20 protein-coding genes are annotated in these 22,123 nt (G+C 44.8%); 10 read left to right on the top strand and 10 right to left on the bottom strand.

The features are described 5' to 3' along the window. The first annotated feature begins 23 nt into the window (after positions 1 to 23). Entirely contained in the window at positions 24 to 449 is a 426-nt protein-coding gene (locus tag CI595_RS04120; protein ID WP_095171992.1) for an EamA family transporter, read from the top strand. A gap of 61 nt (positions 450 to 510) precedes the next feature. Here the strand turns inward: CI595_RS04120 and CI595_RS04115 are convergent, their stop codons facing one another. Beyond that, on the bottom strand, positions 511 to 1,302 hold the full coding sequence (locus CI595_RS04115) for a class I SAM-dependent methyltransferase (protein WP_095171990.1): 792 nt from the start codon (positions 1,300 to 1,302) through the stop codon (positions 511 to 513). Positions 1,303 to 1,330: 28 nt separating this feature from the next. Continuing rightward, positions 1,331 to 1,918, bottom strand: a complete 588-nt coding sequence (locus tag CI595_RS04110) for a TetR/AcrR family transcriptional regulator (RefSeq protein WP_095171988.1) — start codon at positions 1,916 to 1,918, stop codon at positions 1,331 to 1,333. A 491-nt stretch (positions 1,919 to 2,409) separates the two neighbouring features. Here CI595_RS04110 and CI595_RS04105 point away from each other — a divergent pair, with 491 nt between their 5' ends. The 5 genes from CI595_RS04105 to CI595_RS04080 all read left to right on the top strand — a co-directional run bounded on the left by CI595_RS04105 (position 2,410) and on the right by CI595_RS04080 (position 8,319). Continuing rightward, entirely contained in the window at positions 2,410 to 3,426 is a 1,017-nt protein-coding gene (locus CI595_RS04105) for a Gfo/Idh/MocA family protein (RefSeq protein WP_095171986.1), read from the top strand. A gap of 215 nt (positions 3,427 to 3,641) precedes the next feature. After that, on the top strand, positions 3,642 to 4,562 hold the full coding sequence (locus tag CI595_RS04100; RefSeq protein WP_095171984.1) for a sugar phosphate isomerase/epimerase family protein: 921 nt from the start codon (positions 3,642 to 3,644) through the stop codon (positions 4,560 to 4,562). A gap of 20 nt (positions 4,563 to 4,582) precedes the next feature. Next, positions 4,583 to 5,524, top strand: coding sequence for a sugar phosphate isomerase/epimerase family protein (locus tag CI595_RS04095; RefSeq protein WP_095171982.1), 942 nt, complete (start codon positions 4,583 to 4,585; stop codon positions 5,522 to 5,524). A gap of 16 nt (positions 5,525 to 5,540) precedes the next feature. Next, the gene (locus CI595_RS04090) at positions 5,541 to 6,953 is read left to right on the top strand and encodes an MFS transporter (RefSeq protein WP_095171979.1); all 1,413 of its coding nucleotides are present in this window, start codon (positions 5,541 to 5,543) and stop codon (positions 6,951 to 6,953) included. A gap of 340 nt (positions 6,954 to 7,293) precedes the next feature. Further along, entirely contained in the window at positions 7,294 to 8,319 is a 1,026-nt protein-coding gene (locus CI595_RS04080; RefSeq protein WP_147737690.1) for a LacI family DNA-binding transcriptional regulator, read from the top strand. Between the two features lie 36 nt (positions 8,320 to 8,355). On the opposite strand, the gene CI595_RS04075 is transcribed toward CI595_RS04080, so the two are convergent. The 5 genes from CI595_RS04075 to CI595_RS04055 form a co-directional block, all read right to left on the bottom strand. Next, a complete protein-coding gene (locus CI595_RS04075) occupies positions 8,356 to 9,624 on the bottom strand; it encodes a sensor histidine kinase (RefSeq protein WP_162291801.1) in 1,269 nt (422 codons plus the stop codon). Between the two features lie 133 nt (positions 9,625 to 9,757). Continuing rightward, a complete protein-coding gene (locus CI595_RS04070) occupies positions 9,758 to 10,438 on the bottom strand; it encodes a response regulator transcription factor (protein WP_095171969.1) in 681 nt (226 codons plus the stop codon). A gap of 99 nt (positions 10,439 to 10,537) precedes the next feature. Further along, positions 10,538 to 11,167: an ABC transporter ATP-binding protein gene (locus CI595_RS04065; protein ID WP_095171967.1), complete on the bottom strand. Its 630-nt coding sequence runs from the start codon at positions 11,165 to 11,167 to the stop codon at positions 10,538 to 10,540. A gap of 12 nt (positions 11,168 to 11,179) precedes the next feature. Continuing rightward, positions 11,180 to 12,556 carry an ABC transporter permease gene (locus CI595_RS04060; RefSeq protein ID WP_095171965.1) on the bottom strand — a complete coding sequence of 459 codons (1,377 nt, stop codon included), beginning with the start codon at positions 12,554 to 12,556 and terminating at the stop codon, positions 11,180 to 11,182. 11 nt (positions 12,557 to 12,567) lie between these two features. Beyond that, positions 12,568 to 13,620: an ABC transporter permease gene (locus tag CI595_RS04055; RefSeq protein ID WP_162291800.1), complete on the bottom strand. Its 1,053-nt coding sequence runs from the start codon at positions 13,618 to 13,620 to the stop codon at positions 12,568 to 12,570. A 94-nt stretch (positions 13,621 to 13,714) separates the two neighbouring features. Here CI595_RS04055 and CI595_RS26240 point away from each other — a divergent pair, with 94 nt between their 5' ends. After that, positions 13,715 to 14,023: a hypothetical protein gene (locus tag CI595_RS26240; RefSeq protein ID WP_162291799.1), complete on the top strand. Its 309-nt coding sequence runs from the start codon at positions 13,715 to 13,717 to the stop codon at positions 14,021 to 14,023. Between the two features lie 110 nt (positions 14,024 to 14,133). Here CI595_RS26240 and CI595_RS04045 read toward each other — a convergent pair whose 3' ends face one another. Beyond that, positions 14,134 to 16,350 carry an alpha-L-rhamnosidase gene (locus tag CI595_RS04045; protein ID WP_095171958.1) on the bottom strand — a complete coding sequence of 739 codons (2,217 nt, stop codon included), beginning with the start codon at positions 16,348 to 16,350 and terminating at the stop codon, positions 14,134 to 14,136. Between the two features lie 275 nt (positions 16,351 to 16,625). Between CI595_RS04045 and CI595_RS04040 the strand changes: the two genes are divergently transcribed. Then, positions 16,626 to 17,510: a helix-turn-helix domain-containing protein gene (locus CI595_RS04040; protein ID WP_095171956.1), complete on the top strand. Its 885-nt coding sequence runs from the start codon at positions 16,626 to 16,628 to the stop codon at positions 17,508 to 17,510. Between the two features lie 123 nt (positions 17,511 to 17,633). Here the strand turns inward: CI595_RS04040 and CI595_RS04035 are convergent, their stop codons facing one another. Then, positions 17,634 to 18,884: a uroporphyrinogen decarboxylase family protein gene (locus CI595_RS04035; RefSeq protein WP_095171952.1), complete on the bottom strand. Its 1,251-nt coding sequence runs from the start codon at positions 18,882 to 18,884 to the stop codon at positions 17,634 to 17,636. A 269-nt stretch (positions 18,885 to 19,153) separates the two neighbouring features. On the opposite strand from CI595_RS04035, the gene CI595_RS04030 reads away from it, so the two are divergent. Next, positions 19,154 to 19,639 carry a GNAT family N-acetyltransferase gene (locus CI595_RS04030; RefSeq protein ID WP_095171950.1) on the top strand — a complete coding sequence of 162 codons (486 nt, stop codon included), beginning with the start codon at positions 19,154 to 19,156 and terminating at the stop codon, positions 19,637 to 19,639. 79 nt (positions 19,640 to 19,718) lie between these two features. On the opposite strand, the gene CI595_RS04025 is transcribed toward CI595_RS04030, so the two are convergent. Continuing rightward, positions 19,719 to 20,669 (bottom strand): AraC family transcriptional regulator, encoded by a 951-nt coding sequence (locus CI595_RS04025; RefSeq protein ID WP_162291798.1) that lies wholly within the window; start codon positions 20,667 to 20,669, stop codon positions 19,719 to 19,721. A 295-nt stretch (positions 20,670 to 20,964) separates the two neighbouring features. Between CI595_RS04025 and CI595_RS04020 the strand changes: the two genes are divergently transcribed. After that, positions 20,965 to 22,047, top strand: coding sequence for a LacI family DNA-binding transcriptional regulator (locus CI595_RS04020; protein WP_095171946.1), 1,083 nt, complete (start codon positions 20,965 to 20,967; stop codon positions 22,045 to 22,047). The last annotated feature ends 76 nt before the right edge of the window (positions 22,048 to 22,123 follow it).

The following is a 22,123-nucleotide window of genomic DNA, read 5'->3' as shown; positions in this document are numbered from 1 at the left end:
TTTTGTTTATAAGGAGGAAAAGTATGTGGAATTACATCTGGCCGATCCTTTTGGTGATTGGCTCAAATACGGTCTATAATATCTGTGCAAAATCAACCCCGGCAGAGGCAAATGCATTTGTCTCACTTTCCGTGACTTATTTGGTAGGGGCGTTCCTGTCCATTGTGATGTTTTTATTTACATCATCCGAAAAAGCATATCTTACTGAATTAAGAAAACTGAATTGGGCCTCCGTAGTCCTGGGCGCATCTGTGGTTGCGCTGGAATTTGGTTATATTGCCATATACAGAGCCGGATGGAAGGTCAGTGTTGGCTCCCTGGTGGCCAATATTGGGCTTGCGGTTATTTTGATCATTGTGGGTGTGATCTTTTATAAGGAACTGATAACTTTTAAACAGATATGCGGGATCATGCTGTGCCTTGGCGGGCTGCTTTTACTTAATACATAAGCAGCCTGGATCCTCACATTTAGCTTTTGTTTGGCCGGAAGAATTTTTGTCTCTGGGATGCTCATTTTCTGAATATGTCAATAGCGTGGCTTGTAATACCCAATAAATCTTCCCGCTCACAAGTGGCAAAGTGGTATTTCAAGAACAGTTCAAAGGTATCTTGGTCCATCTTGTCGATTGCTTCGCGCATAAATAAGGCGCAGCCGTCTGTTGCCGCGTAATGGAGCCGGGTTACGGGAAATGCAGACATCAGATCATCAATGTCTTCCTTTCGGACAAGTTCAAAAACATTCTCTGGATTGGAATTGGCGGCAAATGTCCGGGCGTCAAGCAGGCCTTTTTCTATATATTCGGAGACACTGATATTGCCCCGATGAAATCCTTCGTCCATGAGACAGCCATCGGATATGACGTAGGCGGCAAAAATTATGCCTCCCTGTTTTGTTACACGAATCGCCTCGCGCAGCGCCTGTTTTTTATCTTCCGTATGATAGAGATGGTACAGGGGACCTAATAAAAGGGTAATGTCATATTTTTGATCCGGGAAGGCAGATAGATCCAAAGCGTTCCCCTGGGTGATGGTTATATTTTCGTTTGACTGCGTGTTTTGGCGGAAAACGGTTATATTATGTTCCACCAGCTCTACCGCATCTACCGTATATCCCTGACGGGCCAGCGCGTGGGAATACCGGCCGGTTCCGGTACCGATTTCAAGCACACGGTCCCCGGGTTTCATATATCTGGCAATATAATGCATAGTAGTAAGGAATTCAACTGAGCCGTGCTTTAAGGTCAGCCTGCTGTCTTCGTTGTAAGTATTGTAAAAATCAATTAAATATTGGTTTGTATTCATAATGTCCCCTTTCTGTCAATGGAAAATATTAATCGGTCAAATTCCAATCCGGTTTTTCCTGTTTTATAAAAGCAGATAATATATTTGTCACCATTTTTTCAATACTGTTTCTGTCTAATGCTATTTTTTTAGTGGCTGTTAAGACCGCTATCCCATGAGTATAAAAGAACAAGTCTAAAAATATTACCTTTGCTCGTTCTAATCCTATTCCAACAGCATCTGAGAATGATCTGGCCCTTTTTTCATTGTCCGGTTCTTTGTAAAAATCCGTTGTCTCAGCCATGTTCAAATCCATATCGTTTACAAACAGCAGCTTAAATAAATGTGTTTCTTCCTGCGCAAATGCAATGTAAGAGAGGGGAAGGAGCAAATAGGGACTGATATTTTCAGAATTGCTGTATTCATCCACATACTGCAGGTAGTATTCATACGCAAAGGGAAGAAATTCGCTTTTCAATTCCTCCATGTTTTCATAACAAGTAAAGATTGGGCGGGTAGAACATTGTAATTTGTTTGCAATACTTCTTGCATTTACAGTATGAAATCCTGTTTCTCTTGTAATAGTCAGGACAATATTCAAAATCATTTCTTTGGTTATTTTTGCTTTAGGCGGCATATAGATTTCCTTTTTCCTTCCTGTCAGGGGTACGATAGGTAACTTATGTTACATAACTATTGTTGCATATTGAATAAGATATGTCAAGCATGCGTTTTATCATTTGCTGTGTTGTTATCCTCAGTCAAACAATGACTCGGTTTCCCGCTTTCGTTTTACAGGCTGATGAAATATAGCCCGGACCGGACAGTTTTTGACCGGATGGGTCACTGGTTTGAAATATAAGGGGAAGGGGGGAATTGTGAAAAATGCATAAAAAGCCATTTTAATATTGGGTAATTATGTCAATAGACATAGTAGAAAGAAAGTTGTACTATTAAGTCATTGAAAAGAGCACGAGCTCGTAACAAGGACAACAGAAAAAAATGAAACAATATCAGAAAAGATGAGAAACCTGCGGTGAGAGCCGCAATCTTTTTTACAGAGTTACGAGCACGAGCTCTTGAAGGCAAAAAACAAAACATTCAGGAATGAAGAAAAGGAGATAAGATATGGCTGGTAAAGATTTAAAAGTTGGCGTTGTAGGTACAGGAGCAATCGGAAGAACACATATTGAGAGGATCAACAACAAACTGCAGGGGGCTAAAGTTGTAGCCTGCGCAGACGTGAATGTGGATTTCGGAAAATCCGTAGCGGAAAAATACGGCTGCAAATTCTATGCCGACGGAGAAGAGATGATAGCATCAGACGACATTGATGCAGTGATTGTCACCACTATTGACCCATATCATGAGCAGTATGTAATGGCAGCCATCAAAGCAGGAAAATATGTATTCTGTGAGAAACCACTGGCACCTGAGGCAGAAGCCTGCAAGAGGATCGTGGAAGCGGAAGCCGCAGGAGGGAAGCAGCTAGTGCAGGTTGGGTTTATGAGGAGATATGATACAGGATACCGTCAGTTGAAAGCTGCAATTGAGAACCGTACCTACGGGGAACCCCTGATGCTGCACTGCGCACACAGAAATCCGGCAGTGGACGAGAGCTACGACACACCTATGGCAGTTGAAAATTCCATGATCCATGAAATAGATGTCCTGCGCTGGCTGCTGAATGAGGACTATGCAACCGCAGAGGTGGTATTTGCTAAGAACACCCGCAGGACCCATGCGAACCTTATGGACCCTCAGATCATGATCCTGACAACAAAATCAGGTGTTCGCATTGATGTGGAAGCCTTTGTGAACACAGGACACTGCTATGATATTAAGTGTGAGGTGGTATGCGAGGATGCCATTCTGAACCTGCCTGAGCCATCCAACATTGAAGTATGTGCTAATGCCACAAGAGGTCACGCCATCCACAGTGACTGGTCCACCAGATTTGTAGACGCTTATAATACGGAAATCCAGGAATGGATCGACGCCACAAAAGCAGGCAGAGTGGACGGCCCCACAGCCTGGGACGGATATGTAGGACAGGTGACAGCAAAAGCAGCATCCAAAGCCCGTGATGAGAAAAAAGTTGTGGAGATCATCTTTGATGAAATGCCGGAGTTTTACAAACTGTGATTCAAGAGCCTGCAACAGGTTACCGGACGCTTTGACCCTTGCGGCAGTAGCCAAGCACAGGCATACACAGCTTTGGACCGTTGCTGGCGGGAATAAATGATAACGGTCCACGCATTCACTTCATTGATAGAAACAGATTTCATACAATCAAAGAGAAGAATTTTAATACCTAAAAAAGAGCACGAGCTCTTAATTTAGTAAGGAGGATACATACCATGAAAATAGCATTTGATGTGGATGTTCTGGCAAAACAGATGGACATCAACCACATGGTCCATCAGGTAGCTGACTGGGGATACAAATACATTGAACAATCCCCCCATCCGAGGATCAACCCCTTTTATAAACACCCCTTATTCTCAGAGGAATGTGAGAAGGAATACAGAAAAGCCCTGAGGGAGACCGGGGTGGAGATCTCATCTTTTATCGTTGTGTACCGTTGGTCAGGCCCCACAGAGGAGCAGAGGCGGTTTGCGGTTGCCAACTGGAAACGCATGATAGAGATCGCAGTGGATATGGGGGTAACAGTCATCAATACGGAGTTGTCCGGAGACCCTAACCAGCAGGAAATCTGTAATGGCATGTGGTTCAGATCCATGGAAGAACTTCTTCCTGTTATAGAAAGGGAAGGCATCCGTGTGGAGATCCAATCCCATCCTTATGATTTCTGTGAGCTGAATAACGAGACCTGCGACCTGGTAAAATCCTTCCGCTCAAAGAATCTTGGGTATGTGTACTCCTCCCCTCACGGCTTTTTCTATGACGAGGGCAAGGGAGATGTGCGTTCTATGTTAAGATATGCAGGTGACGAGCTGACCCACGTACTGTTTGCGGATACCTTTAATCAGACTCTGGACTGCCGTTACATTGCCAATCCCCCGTGGCTGAACGGCCGGGGCAAAGCAGATGTGACCATTCACCAGCACCTGGCAATGGGGGAAGGGGATGTGGATTTTGAAGGTATTTTTGAGACCCTGCGTCATATGGATTTTGCAGATAAACAGCGGAAAGAAAATGCGCCGAAAGCAGGCGGCGATAATATAGCCTGTGTTTCCATGTTCGGGTTCCCGGAGAAAATGGACAAACAGGCACCGGAGGCCAGAGAGCGGATAGAGAAAGAACTTTTAGGAAAATAAGAAAGAGAGAGGTATAGATCATGAAATTATCCCTTTGTACAGATGTTTTAGGCGATTTATCTTTTACTGTTATGCTGGATAAGGTAAAATCATTAGGTATAGATGCAGTGGAAATGACAGCAGGAGGCTGGGGCGGCTGTAAGCATGTCCCCACACAGGAACTTTTGGCAGATGAAGGAAAATTAAAAGCATATAAAGCGGAGATTGATAACAGAGGTATGGAAATTGCAGCACTGAACTGTTCCGGTAATCCCCTGTGCCCCAGTGATATGGGAGAACTTCACACAAAGACAATCTACGATACTGCGGTACTGGCTGGCAGGCTGGGTGTGAAGAAACTGGTCATGATGTCAGGACTTCCTGCAGGCGGACCGGATGACAAAACTCCAAACTGGATCACTTCCACAGTTTCATGGCCGGATTACATGGTGGAGACAGTGAGATACCAGTGGGAGGATGTGGCAATCCCCTGGTGGAAAAAATTTGTGGTGCACTGTAAGGAAAACGGTGTGGAGCAGATTGCCATTGAAGAATTCCCTTGTCAGCTTGTATACAATCCGGAAACCCTCTGGAAACTGCGAAATGCAGTGGACCCTATGATCGGAATGAATCTGGACCCCTCCCATCTTATGGTCATGGGCGCAGACCCCATTGCAGCGGCAAGAGCATTAAAAGGTGCACTGTATCACATTCACGGCAAGGATGCCCGTATTGAGAGGGGCTTGTGCGATGTGAACGGGCTTCCGGAGTCAAAACCGGTAACAGACTGTGAAAACAGAACATGGAACTATGTGGCAGTGGGATGCGGCAAAGATCTGCAGTGGTGGAAAGAATTCTTCTCGGTATGCCACATGATGGGATATGATGGATATGTTTCCCTGGAAATGGAAGATCTGACCATGAGTGTGGAGGCTGGCCTGAACACTTCCATTGACGCTTTGAATCAGACGATAAGTAAATAAGGAAAGAGGTGCCCGGATGAATCTCAACGGATTTAACAAACTGGTACAGAAAGACAGGGTAACAGGATTTGAAAAATTTGCGTATGGCTGTGGTGAAATCTCCACAAATATTGTATTTACCATTGCAACAAGCCTTCTCGTCATGTTCTATACAGACGTAGCCCATGTTTCTGCAGCCGTAATCGGTATGATCATTGCTATCTCCCAGGTATTCAACGGAGTATCGGACATAGCAGCCGGATTTATCATTGACAGGACACGTTCCAAGTATGGACGCGCCCGCGTCTGGATGCTGCGCATGTCCGTTCCATATGCCATTGCAGCAGTGCTTCTGATAACTGTGCCTCAGATTGGAGCTATGGCGCAGGCTATCTACATTTTCATTACATATAACCTGATGCTGACAGTGGTATACACCCTGTTCCAGCTTCCGTTTGCCACAACCATGACTTATATGACACGTGACCAGAATGAGAGAGCAAAGATCAATATTATCCGTATGGCAATGAGCCCTATCGGAAATATTCTTGTTACACTTCTCTTTACAAGGATTCTGGATATGATGCCAGGCGGCGGCATGGATTCCCAGAGAAACTGGATCATCCTGACAGCAGTCTACGCAGTGGGCGCAGCAGCCCTGATGCTGTTCTGTTTTGCCACAGTCCGTGAGAGAGTGGTAGTAAAAGACGAGATGGGCGGTGAACAGATCCCGCTGAAAAAAGCTTTGCCTGCCCTGTTTAAAAATAAATACTTTATCATGTTGTTTCTGTTCTTTGTATTTTTCGCTATGTACCAGACCTTCGCAGGAACTATGGCCACCTACTACTGTAAATGGATCGTAGGGGATACAAAAATTATCGGAAATGTAAATACAGCCTGTTTCGATATTACTATAGTGGCAACTCTGCTTTTGGGAAAGGTCATGCACCTGACAAGTAAAAGAAACTGGTGCATTATCGGAGCGATCTTTATTATCGCCGGTTCTCTGGTTCTTTTGGTAGATCCCACCAGTATTGCGGTTGTTACTTTCGGCGGTCTGCTCCGTGGCATTGGCATGACGCCGATTCTGGGAATGATCTTTACGATGATCGCAGATGCCATAGAATACGGACAGTGGAAGACCGGTCTTCGTACAGCCGGTGCCATCCAGTCCGCAGCCACATCCGGGCAGAAATTCGGCCAGGGTATCGGTTCCGCACTGATTGGTTTTATTATGGAGGCAAACCAATATAACGGTGATCTGGGAACCCAGTCAGCACAGGCGCTGAATACCATATCGAACCTGTTTATTTATGGTGTGACGATTCTGGGTGTGATCATGATAGTATTGCTCTTGTTCTATCACCTGGATAAAGAATATCCCACTGTCATGAAAGAACTTCTGGAAAGAGAAGCGCAGATTGATTTGAAGAAAAAGGCAGAAAAATAAATTAGGAAGAAAAAGAAGCAGCAATAAAATGGTATGTCTCAGTTACTGTACACAGGCCCCGGGAGGCGTTTTCATGCCGAAAGCATGAAAATCCTGAGGCAGCCAGCGCGATATGGAACAGAATGCTCCATATCTGTGCATCGCGGAGCGTGTTACTGGACACGGAGTGTACAGTAACATGTCTCAGATAACGAGCCTGTGACATGCCAATTTTCTCTTTTCATCGCCCCGATAATGAGGTATACTTAGCCTAAGAGTTCGTTCTCTCTCCAGAGTGTGTTTGAAATTTATCCCCACAGTCTGCACGCTCCTGGAATCAGACAGGAAAGGGGTTGATAAAGTGGGAGTGACAATTAAACAGATAGCAGAGATGGCGGGAGTACATCGTTCTACGGTTGATAAGGTACTTCATAAAAGGCCAGGCGTGAGTGATGATGTGCGCAAAAAGGTACAGGAGATTATAGATGAATGCAATTATGAGGCAAACCCTATAGGAAAAGCGTTGAAAATGCAGAACAGGGAGCTGCGTATTGCGGTGCTGCTCTTAAAGGTGGATGCGCTTCCTTACATCAGGGAAGGAATAGAGGAGAAACTGAAGGAATATAATTCCTTTCAGATAGAGTTGGAATTCCAGGTGATTGCTTATTCCGATGTGCAGAAGCAGGCAGATCTGCTGGACAAATACCGTGAGGAGAAAGTGGACGGTATCATTTTAAGCCCCATCAACGCGCATGAGATCGTGGGAGCGATTGACCGCTGCACAGAGGAGCGAATTCCTGTGGTAACGGTCAACTCAGATATCAAAGGCAGCAAGCGTTTTTGCTTTATCGGACAGGATGGCTACAAAGCGGGAAAAGTGGCAGCAAGATTTATGGGAGAATTTCTGAATGGAAAAGGTAAGACCGTAGTCATAACCAGCGATGGGGACGAGCATCAATCCTTCCCCTTTGGTACCCGGGAGGGCGGGTTCCGCACAGTCATCACAGAGGCGTATCCCAAAATTCAGATGCTCCCCAGCGTCACAACGAAAGAGGACCCGGCGATTATGCGGCGGGAGATGCGGAGGATCCTGCAGGAGGAAAGGAACATAGACGGTATATTGATCACCTGCGGATGTGTCCGGGCAGCAGGTGAGGAACTGAAGGCCAGCGGCCGCAGCGGTGTGCGCCTTATCTGCTACGAGGATTACCCGGAGATCCTGGAGCTTATGAGAGAAGATGTGGTGACCCTGACCCTGGGCAGCGGTTTGAATGACCAGGGGAAAAGAAGCATGGAGGTCCTGCTGGACAAGCTTATCTATGACAGGAATCCTTACAGGAAACATTTGTATTCGGAGATCCATGTGATGGTGAAGGAAAGTTTATGATCGTGTACGGAAAAGCAGCAATAGCCTATATGAAAGCTACTGCTGCTTTTTATCCGCACCCATTAGGTCAGGTCCGTCATAGCATAACGGCATGACGATGGTAAATATCACGCTGTTTTCCTGATTCGCAATACCAAACCGGAATCCGTGATATTCCAAGAACGATTTTACAATATACAGTCCTAAGCCGGTTCCGTTCCCTGTACGTGATTTGTCAACTTTGTAGAAAGGTTCAAACACATGCTGGATTTCATCGTCCGGTATGGTACTGTTTACATTTTTTACAGTCAAAATGCATTCGGTTCCCGATCGTTTGGTTGTGATATAAATAGAAGAATCCTCCGAAGAATGTGTGATAGCATTATTGATCACATTGGCAAGCGCCTTGCTGAACAACTCTTGTTCGAGGATAACAAACAGATTTTTTTCCAGTGCCATATGGATTTGGATGTTTTTTGATCTTGCCAATTCATCTTGATTTTGAATGATATCCACAACTATTTTTCCAATGTCAGCAGATCGCATGACCCCATTATCATTGATCATCTGCGTTCGCGCAGCAGCTAAAATATCTTTGATCATTTTTTCCATTGTTTCTATGACTTGCATGGAATGCAAAAGATATTTATCTCTGTTGTCGAAAGGCGTCAGATTCTGCAGCATACCTTCCGTCTCGCCTTTCAGAATGGTAAGGGGTGTTTTCAACTCATGTGAAATAGACATAAAAAAGTCAGAACGCTGCTTGGCCTGCATCCTTTCTTTTTCCATATCTGATCTCAGCTTCATATTTGCGCCATCCAGTTCTTTCAGCGTTTTGTCCAGCTGTATTGCCATGTTATTTAGGCTGCAAGCCAGCAAGCCAATTTCATCCGTCCTGTCAATCTTGCACTTCCATGTCATATCAAGCTTTTCCATTCGCCGGGCAATATTACTTATTTCTATGATTGGTTTGGCAATATGCTTTGAATAGATGACCGCTATCACAGCAGAAAGGATAAAAGCTATGATTAAAATCAAAGGGTACATTTCCTTTATGACTTCTGTAACCTCTGATCCTTTATTATGGGAAATGGTTATGTCCAGCGTATAATTTTCATCACCGCTTATAAAGGAAGCAGTCAATACCCTGCTGTACACCGGGTTTTCCGCCAATATGCTTTGGGAGAGATCCACTTTGTAAAGGCTGTTTTTGTTTTTATCAAACAATTCCGCCGCTGTTCCGTTCTGCAAACAAAACGTAAGGATATGATCCTGCATTTCGGTTTCCGTCAATGTCTTGCTTTCCAATAACTCTACAAATTTCATCGCCTGCGAATCTAATTCATATTGAATTTTCTCCGTATAACGAACGGGTAAGTAAAATTGCAGGAGTAATACGATCCCGGTGCACATCAAAAACAGTATGGTGAATAATTGTAGAAATAGTTTCAGTCCCAGGTTACTTTGTATTTTTGCTGCTGATCTTGTAACCCATCCCCCAAACGGTTTGAATAAGTTCGCAATCCAGTTTTTTTCTGATGTTTTTGATATGATTGTCGATGATTTTCTCGTTCCCATAATATTCCTCTCCCCATAGGATATCCAGTAGATGGTTTCGCGTGAACACATGGTCTTGATTTTCAAGCATGAACTTGATCAATTCATATTCCTTGGGGGTAAAGTCGATCAGTTCATCACGGAATCGTATTTCACAGCTATTTCTCCGTAATTGTACATCTCCATGCCTGATCATATCAGGCGGGGTGTCCGGTCTGTTTCGCCTCAACACCGCCTCTATCCGTTTGATCAAAATCGTATGCGAGAAGGGTTTTACAATATAATCGTCCGCCAGTAAGTCAAATCCGCGGGCCTGTTCCTGTTCTCGGCCTAAAGCAGTCAGCAGGATAACAGGAGTATCTGATATTTCCCTTATTTTTTTCAGCAGATCATATCCGTTCATGCGGGGCATCATAATGTCAAGGATTACCAATTGGGGTGCCTCCCGAACAAATAGATCATACCCGGCCATACCATCGGCAGCGGACATAACGAGATATCCATTTTGCTGTATAAATGCCAGCAATATATCACGGATGCTTTCATCATCCTCAACGATCAGTATTTTAATTTTCTTATCCAACCCACTTACCCCCTTGCCCTTTGATTTTTGTCCGTGTCAAATATCATTATACAAGAATACCGATAATATGGCAAACCTGCTGACCCTGCACGCATACGGTTACACCATTTCCCTAAGTAAACCGCCCTCCAGCTTCAGTACAACATCAGCCTTTTGGGCAAGTATGGGCGAATGCGTAACCACAATGACACATCCTTGCAGCGGGCCATGCGCATATTGTATGAGTAGATCGAAAATCGCGCGGGCGTTTTCATCGTCAAGATTTCCTGTGGGCTCGTCCGCCAATAACAGCGAAGAATCGGAGATTAACGCGCGGGCTATGGCAACTCTTTGCTGCTGCCCACCCGACAGCTTAAGGACATTGCGTTTGGCGATCTCACGATTCAAGCCTACTTTTTCTAAAACAGGCAGGGCGCTGAGGGGAGATACCAGTTTTAGGTTTTCTTCCGCTGTCAGGTAGTCGATCAGGTTGTAGCTTTGAAAAATAAAAGATACATCCTTTTTTCGATATTCAGACAATTCTTTTTTTGTCAGAGTTTTTCCGTTATACAGCACCCGCCCCGAACCGGGCATATCCAGCCCTCCCATAATAGAAAGCAATGTTGACTTTCCGCACCCGGAACTACCCACTATGGCATAAACACGACCCGGACAGAAAGTGGCGTTTAGATCGTTTAATATGGTGGTTCCCGGTTGATATGAATACTTGATATTCTGTAATTCCAGCATTATATGCTCCTCCTAACTTATGGATTTTAAGTTTTCCTTTGGTTCTTTTCGTAAAACGGAAAATTCCGCTGTCATAACTGAAACGGGGATCAGCAAGAATCCAAATAGCAGAATGATCTCTGCCGCGTCCGGTGAAACAGAAGCTCCTTTATTTTCAATTTGGGTCTTCCGTGGCCTTTCATGGGTTTCCTCTGTTGCCAACAGTTCTGATCCGTCATTTTGATCAACGGCTGCTGAAACAATATGCTCTCCGGTACCGTGTACGATTCCTCCGCTTATAGGGAGGGCAATTACCATGGCTATTACGGCAGCAATCAGAACCTCGGCAATATGCTGCATCAAAATATGGCTCTTTGATAGGCCAAAACTCATCATAATGCCGATTTCCCGCTTTCGTTGTTTTACCCCATGGGAAAGTAGGAAATATAACAGGGTGATACATACAACGATAATAACCATCAGTATGATTTTAAGCAGGTTTGAGAGAGAAGCAAGCGACCCGATCATACCGGCAAAAGAATCTAGATCAGAAGCAATACCGGCCGGCTGCCCTGCAGGCCATTCCAGATTTTTGATCTCATTCGTCACAACAGCTAAATCTGAAGAGGAAGCAACGCTGAAAGCCGCTTGACAGAAAAAGCGTTGTGATTTCGGATTGAATACCGAAGAATAGGTCTCCAAATCAATATAGCAGTAATTTTCGTATAGCTGGTGCGAAAGATGCAGTCCTGTATTCTGTTCGTTGTCACGGGATCCAAAAATGCCTATGATTTCCCCTTGTATCATATGGGTATCCATATGGCTGGTATCATAGCCCATACTTTCCATGTCCTGGGTGATCACCTGTGAAAAATGCATCTGTATGGTATCGCCAAGGTGGAGGTCATTCTTATCTGCTAATTCTTTGTGTATTAAGATTTTGCCTTTATCGCTTTCCGTAATATGCCTGCCTGAAAGGATCGTCAGCGTTTCCTCTGAAAACAGATCGTCGGAATCTGACGTCACATTACTGACAAGCGTGCCTGCATGTTCAAAGCCGGGGCTGACAAAGCAGCTATCGCCATCCGTTTTCACAGACAGAGGTGTGCCGTTATCGCTTGAAAATTCCACAGGGACAGCATTTGAGATGGAACGGTAAGCGGCGATGTCATCCCTGTCTGAAATCTCGGCTATTCTGTCCAGAGTCAGTGCTCCGGGGGCGTTATACGCGTTGATGACAAACTCCCTGTTAAAATTATTTTCCATTTGTTCAATGGCGGTGTTTGCATGGGCAGCAATAGAAACAACAGTCAGTATCAGTGTAAATACGGTGGTCAGCAGCAGGATCAGAAGAGTACACCAGGTTTTTTTCCTCATAACGTATCGGCTTGCACATTGGATAAAATTCATAGATATTTTCCTCAATTGTTTTTTTCAAAAATGGCTTTTGGCGTTGTATGCAGAAGCCGGGCACTGGATATCCATATGGATGCCATCAGCAAACATAGATTTATAGCAATGATCTGCAAGGTCGTTACCATTTGGATATGAGTTACAGTTATCTTGAATCGCTCACTGGATATTAAGTGATCACCTATAAAATATGCGGCGGCTATGGATATTCCTGCCGGAATCATGACTTCAATAATGTGCTGCAGTAGGATTCGGCTTTTTGTAAAACCCAGTGAAAGTAAGATCCCTATTTCGTTTGCCCGCATTTTTGTTTGAAGCATTAGGACAAAGGTGATAAACAGGAATCCTGCAAGAATGATCACTGCAGTCAAAACTGAAAACTGATTAGATACGGCCTTGACTGCATCCGCATCTATTACAGACGCATCCGCTTCATCAAACAGATAATATTTGTTCCAATCCAAATCCAGCTTTTGTGCTTGCGCGTAGATGGATGCCAACTGATCCGGCTGGTCAACAAAAAATTTAACGCTGATGATCCCTTGGTTCCTATCGTCCAGAGCATGTGCCGTGCCGTAGTCCACATAAATGAAGTTTTCGCGTAATTCTGATGGAGAAAATTCAGTTTCGTCAACGTTATCCGTATTTTCATATATGCCGGACAGAGTAAACTCGATACCGGATGTATGGCCCTGCGTTGTAATTGTCAGTTTATCTCCTATATTCAGATCATTTTGCTTTGCGAATTGGACATTTACCATTGCTTCGCACTTAGAATCGGGCGTTATGTGTCTGCCTGCCGTTAATTTTATTGTTGAGCCTAAATATAGATCAGAATCAGATACGCCCCTTATGGAAGCCGCGTCATCTTTACTCACCGGGATATTGTAAGCAGCCAATTCCAGCTTATTGCCGTTTTTATCAGATAGCATTCCCGATAAAAAGGCATAATGGGATGCATATGCTTTTATTCCATGGATACTCTTTATTTTTTCAATTACTTCGTCTGTTATCACATAAGGAACGGACAAAAAGCTGATGCTGCTTCCTTCGGCTATCACGGTTTTCGGGTCTGTCTCATATTGGGATTCAAGATAGAAATAGTCCAGCGGCTTTTGATCCAGCTTCGCTAAAGCGTCATTGGCAGATTCCCGAATGGAAATAATAATGAATGCCATTATATTTATCACAAGAAACACGATCAGAATCAAACATGCACGTGATTTTCTGCGTGTTAAGTATTTGGCCGCTAACGATATTCTGTTCATGGGCCTTCCCTCCTTTTCATATACAAATTTTTATTATGGGATAATATTAACAAGAAAAAGTATGGAAAAAATATGGAAGTGGTATGAATTTAGTATTTTCGCCGCCTTGTGCAGCAGAATTGGCGCTGGCAGCATTGCCGAAAATTGCGGTATTGGTGATGCGCAGGAAAAGAAGATCAGAAAATTAAGCCAATGAGTCAAAGTATAGGAAAGCAGCATATAAAATAAGGCTGTGATCCTATCATCCTTGTATGATCATGGAATCACAGCCTTTATTGTTATGGATAAAGTTTATTTCATCCGTTTTTAGGATTGTTCTATTTCGCTATAGAATATATAGGTCCCTTTGCCGACCATCCGTTCCTTCCCTGCGATCGTCACAACCGCATCCACCGGAGTCGTGATCTCATAGCGCCACTCATCCCCCGCTTTTTTCCAGGCGGAAACTATTTTTCCATGGCGTGTATCCAGGGACACAGACAGCCAGTCAAGCCTTTTGTCCGGGGTGGGGGCTATTTTGACTTTTTCATAGCCCGGATATGCAGCAATCCTTTGGATCCCGCCGGCCACACTGTAAATCCAGTCAGCCACAGAGCCGTAAGCGTAGTGGTTGAAAGAGTTCATATCCGCGCTCCAGAAATTGCCGTCAGGCATAATGCCGTCCCAGTGTTCCCAGATCGTAGTGGCGCCTTTGGTCACGGGATACAGCCAGGATGGGTAGTCTTCCTTCAGTAGCAGGCTGTAGGCCAGGTCGGAATAGCCGTACTCGCTCAGAGTATGCAGCATATAAGGTGTTCCTACAAAACCGGTCTGGAGCTGGATCCCGCATTCTTTGACCATGGCGGCAAGCTGATCCGCAGCTGCCTGGCAGTCTTTGGCAAGGCCGAAGTGGGCGGCCAGAATACACTCGGTCTGTGTTTTGTATTCCGGGAAGGCGGTGCGGAAAGCAGATACGATTTCAGTGTAAAGCGTTTCATATTCTGCGATATCTTCTCCCAGCACCTTTCCGGCTTCCATGACCAGCCATGTGGAATATGCATAAAATGCGGAGGCGATAAAATCCTCGCGGGTGGAACCTTTATAACTTCCCGCAGGTGCATCCAGACCAAGCCAGTCTCCGTAGTGCGTGCCTCCGGTCCACAGATATTCTGTTGTGGTATGGGAAGAAATGTAGGAGATCCATTTCTTCATGAGGGTAAACTGTGAGGCCAGCGATTCCTTGTTTCCGTATGCCAGATAGAGTTCCCAGGGGCAGATGGCTGCCGCATCACCCCAGGCAGAGCTGGCGGGTTCTTCGGAAAGCAGGTCGGGGATCACATGGCCTACTCTTCCGTCCTCACCCTGGTCTGCTGCCATATCTGCGAGCCATTTTGTATAAAATTTTTCTGCGTCATAATTCATGCAGGCTGTGCGGATGAACACCTGCGCATCGCCGGTCCATCCAAGACGTTCATCCCTCTGGGGACAGTCTGTGGGAACGTCCACAAAATTTCCCTTCTGCCCCCAGATGACATTGTCAAAAAGCTGATTCAAAAGGGGATTGGAGCAGTTAAAATATCCGGTCCGCTGCATTGCGGAATGTATCACCACAGCTGTGAAGTTTTCCGGTTTTGCCGCACAAGGGCCGCCCGGATACTGGTCGATCCGTACATAGCGGAAGCCAAAGAATGTAAGTTTTGGCTTATAAGACTGCCGGCCCTCACGGCAGATATACAAATACTGCGCTTTGGCACTTCGGTAATTCTCTGTGTAAAAACATCCTTCTTTATCCAGAACTTCTGCGTGGGAGAGCGCCACTTTTTCTCCGGCCTTTGCTGTGAGGTTGATCTCCACATAACCTGTGATATCTTGTCCGAAATCCACCACGGTCTCTCCTTTTGGAGTGGTAAATATCCGAATGGGAGAAAGCCTTTCCTGCTCACGCACTTCCTCACCCTGCTGGGGGATCAAGGTATGTGACGGGCCTTCAAATTCACATACAGGTCTGCCGCATCCACAACCCTGGGTGCTGCTGCATCCGGGGGCACAGTCGTATGCAAGGGAGGCATCATAAATCTCGCCGTCGTATATTTCTGAAAAGCGGACAGGGCTCTCTGTAACCGTCCAGGTCTCATCCGTTGCCATGTATTCCACGGAACCGTCCTCATAGGTGATTTCCAACTGGGCGAGAAGCCCCGCAGGGCTTTTTTTAAGCTCCTCCTGAACCGATGATCTGCTCCAGCCCGGCATGGGACTTCGGTACCAGCCTTTTCCTACGGTGACGGAGAGTTGATTGTCTTCTTTTATCAGATCTGTAACGTCATAAGCCTGATACTGAAGCCGTTTTTGATAAGAAGTCCACCCTGGGGCAAGTACAAAATCTCCTACCCGGGTCTTGTTCAGTTCCGCTTCGTATGTACCGAGAGCTGTTATATAAAGTGTTGCTGCTTTTACCGGTTTTGTCAGGAAGAAAGATTTTTGGAACAGGGGGCAGATATCACCTGTTTCCGTCTGTGGTTTGATCCATTTTGCATACCATTCCATTTAAAATACCTCCGTTTTTCTTTTCTTGTAACAGTTAGACAAGCTGAACGGTTACGCATCCAGCCATTAAAAATCGCTTCGCGATGGGCTGGATAAAGCTGGCACTATTTTTTCATACGGTCAGCGCAGTAAATGCGCAGACCAGTTTGAACTGTTACCTTTTCTTGACAGTAACTGTTCAGAATTCTAACAGTTTCTCTTGACTATCATGATACCAGAGAATAGAATGGAAAAAAACACCTGTATTTAACTAAAATAGGGGGTGAATTTGTCTTATGAATCAATCAGTAACGATCCATATCAGGGAAGTATCTAAGGAGGAACAGGAGAGACTGGTCATGATGCCATATCAGCAGACAGATATGGAGAGGCATAACCATGACTTTTTTGAGTTGGTATATGTGGTGAAAGGAACAGCGGTGCATACGCTCAATTCCACAGAGGGAATGCTCACAGAGGGGGATTATTTTATTGTGGACTATGGAAGTGTGCACAGCTATTCCAGAAGTTCGGATTTTACACTGATCAACTGTATCTTTCTGCCTGAGGTGATAGATGAGACACTGACAGGGTGCCGTTCTCTGGATGAACTGCTGCACGGCTGCCTGATCCGCTATTATACCTCTATACCGGGTGAGACACCTGTAGACCGCATCTTCCATGATGAGAACGGACGGATCAAACAGTTGATCATGGGCATGTTGGAGGAGTATGAGGAGAAAAAAGAGGGGTATGCAGAGGTATTCCGGTGCAGACTCATCGAACTGCTCATACTCACTCTGCGAAAAGGCATCCATGAGAATCAAAAGCATCCAAAACATAGGGCCGTGCTGGATGTGATTCAGTACGTTGACAGAAATTATCAGAATTATGTCAACCTAGGGGCGTTCTGCTGGCAGTATCATTATACCCTGTCCTATATCAGCAGGATTTTCCGGCAGGAGACAGGGCTTTCCTTTCGGGAATATCTGCAGAAGGTCAGAATAGAGAAGAGCTGCCAGCTGCTGGCGGGCAGCGATATGCGGATTGGGGAGATCGCGCAGGCGGTGGGGTATGAGGATAAGAAATTTTTTAACAGCGTGTTTAAGAGGATTGTGAAAATGACGCCCAGGGAATACAGAAACCTTTGGGCTGCAAAAGGAAGTCAGGAGCGGAAGTAGGTTTTCGTTATAATGGAAAAACAGGTTTAGGGTAAAATGCGAGAACTCCATCATTTGATGGAGTTCTCATTCCGGTTCCACGTATTCGCATCGCTATTGTTTAGGAAGGCTGCAAAAGGTATTTTAATATTTTCCGTAAGTCTTCACAGCGTCAAACATAGCAAGTACATTCTCATGCTTCACCCCATAATCAATGGTTGTATTGACATCAAAGATATAACCGCCCCCCGGAGCGCAGATATCAAGAATACGCTTCACCGCCTCTGTTACCTGTTGGGGTGTTCCTGTTTCCAGGATCCTTCCGTCAAACCCTCCGGAGATACAGCAATTCTTTCCGACGATCCGTTTTGCCTCTTTCATATCGCAGTTCTCAAAGTGGACCAGACACTTTCCGGCAGGGAGCTCGGATAAAAATTCAAGCCGGGAATCATATTTTCCTTCTGTGTAGACATAGGGGATCTGCCCTGCGGCGGCCAGGTCATTTACCAGTGCCTTTAAGGTAGGCCAGTAAAATTCACGGTATTGTTCATTTCCCATGAAACCGTCGAGGCCTTTGTGCAGAGGAATGAATACCACTTTTCCCTTGGAGCGTTCCGTCTGGGAGAGAGCGCCATAGAGTGTGCCGGGATAGAAGAAATCGATGGCCTTATGGACATTTTCCGGCTGCTCGTATAAATCGGCCATGGTATCCAAAGTGCCTCTGAGACAGTCGCTGAGCATATCAAAGGCACAGGTAGTGGTGGCCTTGAAAAAGAGGGGATAGCCGGCCTCCATCATTTCCATATCAAAAGTATGGGCTTCCCCATAATACCGGGAAATCATTTTGGCAGCCTCCCCCAGTTTTACAAACATCTCCGCGATCGCAGGATCTGCAAACTGCATCATTCCGGGAAGTGCACCGTATCCCAGCATACTCCCAAAGGACATCTGCGCCATGGGCTCCAGCAGTTTGAAGTTTCTGGGAAGGTATTTCTTCATGATCCATCCGGTCAAATCTGTCAGAAGTTCGGCATATTCATCATCACCTAAATACGCCTTCTCCACAAATTGATGGATGCTATTTTCTGTACAGACTCCGCCCTCTTGTCCCGCCCACTGCAGGAAAGAGATTCCTGTCAGTTCAAAACAGCGTCCGAGCCCGCAGAAAAACGGGGAGTAACCATAATTGGCATCCGGCTCGTAATCCTTCAGATATTGGCGGAGCGCATTCTGCATTACAGCTGAATCATACATGGCCTCCGCCATAGTGTGTCCGGAATGGGTGACAGAGTAGGTCTGGACAAAAGGAATTACGGGTACACGGTCAGGTTCATTCCCCGCAAGAGCTTCGTCAATACGTTTCATCCTGTTCTGGTACTGTTCTTTCGTGCTCATAACAAGCCTCCTTTGTATAGTACAAACAATTGGTCATGCTTTTATTATATCACAAAAGAAATAGATTGACTATTGTACAATGGAACTATAATTAAATGAATATTCTTGAAACAAGAACCCCGGAATCTGTTTTTGGGCAAAATAATTGGACGGACCTTCTGAACAATTAAAAAAATATTCTTATACAGAAATATGTGATATGATAAACATGTAAGACACCTGCAGTTCTTCAGCAGCGTGTAATGTGTAAAGAAAAAGGGGGGTTAACCATGGCTGATATGCTGGTAAAACTATTTCAGACACCATCTTCACAGGAAACAGAAAAGGATTTATCAGACAGCGGTATCAGAATAAAAAGAGCGCTGGCACCTGACAGAAGAAAAATAATAGAGTTTTCCAAAACATGTGCAGAGGAAGATTATTCAGACGAAGTGACAGCTGCGTTTGCCAATAATCCAATCACATGTTATGTGGCGACAAAGGACAAAAAACCAGTCGGCTTTGCCTGTTTTGAGGCGACTGCAAAAAACTTTTTCGGCCCGATGGCAGTATTGAAAGAGGAGAGGAAAAAGGGGATTGGGAGAGCACTGCTTCTGAGATCCCTCCAATCCATGGAAGAAATGGGCTATGCCTATGCAATAATCGGCTGGCCGTCCAGAACAGCAATTCCCTTTTATGAAAAATGTGTCCAAGCAGAAATGATTCCTGAAAAGTCATCCGGGGTTTACACACGGATGGTTGAGATTGATGAATAATAGTGACCATTCAGCAGCTTGATTTTTAACCAAGCAAAAAGTCCATCCTCAAAGGCAATGGACTTTTTGCTTCTAAAACCTACCATCCGTTTTCCAGATAAATATCAAAATCTTTCAGCCGGCATTCCTTTCCGGCATATTTTTCTTTCCATTGTCTTGGAGACATCCCCGTATATTTTTTGAAATTCCTGTTAAAGGTAGACTCGGAAATGAATCCTGTTTTAGATATGATCTCATGCAGCGGATCATCTGTTTTCTGTATCAGTTCTGCCGCATTCATGATCCGCACCTTATTGATATAGTCCAGCGCGGAAACCCCCATCATTTTTTTGAACAGCTTACGGAAATACGCCTCACTGATACTGCAGATATCGGCCAGGTCCTGAATCCTGATGGAAGAAGTGTACTGTTTTCGGATCATTTCCAGCGCCGGCCGTATCTGGCTTACGTTTTCCAGGCTGAGGGGTCTTTTATAGGATAGGATCTCATGATCTTCCTCGGAAGTAGTCATGCGGGCAATCCGCATAAGCAGCCAGAAAACCATCCCCTTTACCATGGCGTTGCTGTATTCTTTCTGCACCAGCATTTCATGCAGTATGATACGAAATGCGGAAGCAATGTCAGGATATTCTTTGGCATGTATATAACGGGCCTTTTGTGTGATCAGCTGCTTCATATAGTTAAACTTATGTTCATCATTCCCATAGACAGACTGCAGACAACTGTCCACATCAATAAACAGATACTCCCAGGTTATGATACTGTCGGGAATACTGTCGGTGGAGTGGGGATAATTGGGTGGAATAATGGAAATCATATTCGCTTCTGTTTTACATGCATAGTCACCAAGAAGCATATTTCCATTTCCGTTATAACAATACCCTATCTCCATCAGATTATGAAAATGAAGGCAGACGGTCCGGGTTCCCCGGCAGTTCAGCCACCCGTCCCCTGTTAAAAAATATATGGGAAGCTGGGGCAGGGTGGAATAATACCGGAATTCAACTTTGGGTTTTTGACTTTTATCCATGATATGCTTCTTTCTATTTGTAATTATTGAGCATCTTTGCAGGAAATTATAGCATATTTGTGGCTTGAGGTTCAAGACATGGAAAAAGTATTTTGTAGCGGAACGGGACATTGTTTGGCGAGGGGGTCAAATGAGAGGCCGTTAGGCGTTTTGGGGAGAACAGAGTGAGCATTAACCAACTTGCCTATGTGGACGCGTGACCATATTTCTCCGTATTGAAGATTTCGGCCTTATCATATAGTATAGTGACTATACAAATAGTGCATATTACACAAAGGGAATAAGAAAGTTAATCATGGAAAAAAATGTTACCAGGAAGGATATAGCGATAGAGGCCGGTGTTTCGGTATCTGTGGTCTCGAGAGCACTTAACAACAGCGGATATGTAGACAACGAAAAAAAGAAAAGGATTTTGGAGATCGCTAACCGTGTAGGGTATATGCCAAACCCCGTAGCCATGGCATTGCAGCAGAAGAAGACGTACCAGCTGTTGTTTTTCTGCGGAGACCTTACCGGAACATATTATAACCAGATGTACCATGGCATGGCCAGGGAAGCTGAGAAAAAAGGCTACCATGTTCTGGCTATCATGAATGAACGGGATTTCGAGATGGTGAAAAAGACATTGGCAGACGGTGCGCTTTTCCCTACGGAGTCGGTGGCGCAGGCATATGCGGAAAGTATTGGAAAAAACTATTATCTGCCAACCGTCACGGCAAGTTTTGATCCGTCAGCGGTTTTTGCAAAACCCATGCCGGCAGTTATCATTGATAATAGAAAAGTTATCAATACGGCCATTGACTATCTCCGGAAAAAGGGCCATCGAAAGATCGGTATGGCGCTTCCGTTTAATGAAGGCTACGCAAATCTCCGTTACCGTTACTGGAAGGAACGGATGATGCTGGAAATAGGGAAAGAATACAAAAAATATATCCTGGATGTACAGGGGGATCTGGACAAGACGGAAACGCCAAAGAACAGCAGTCAACAGGATTTCAGCTGTGAGGCGGAAGGGTTTGTTTACTTGGATCTGTTTTTTATAGGAAGAAGGGCAGCGAGGATGTATCAGGAGTCTGCGCATAAGCCCACAGCCATCATCTGTTTTAATGATGATATGGCATTTGGAATGATGGAAGAATTAAAAACTTTGGGATTCCGGGTGCCTGAAGATGTTTCCGTTATAGGGATCGACGGGCTTTTTACAAGAGAAAGATATGAGCCGAAACTGACAACAATCGCCATCTACCCGGAACGCCAGGGAGCGGAATGTGTAGATGTTTTGATAAATGTATTAGAAGGAAACAAATATAAATACATGAATTACTCTCCTTTTGAAATCCTGGAAGGGGAGACCGTAAAAAATATAGCATCTGTTTAGCAGGTCTTTACATAATTAGGAACATATATCAAAGTACCGCGCGCAGCTTTGGTGTATATATAAATTTATCTTAAAT

The organism is Blautia hominis (assembly GCA_002270465.1).
GTDB lineage: Bacteria > Bacillota > Clostridia > Lachnospirales > Lachnospiraceae > Blautia > Blautia hominis.
Note: the sequence above shows the minus strand (reverse complement) of the source record. Positions and strands in the feature narration are given on the sequence as shown.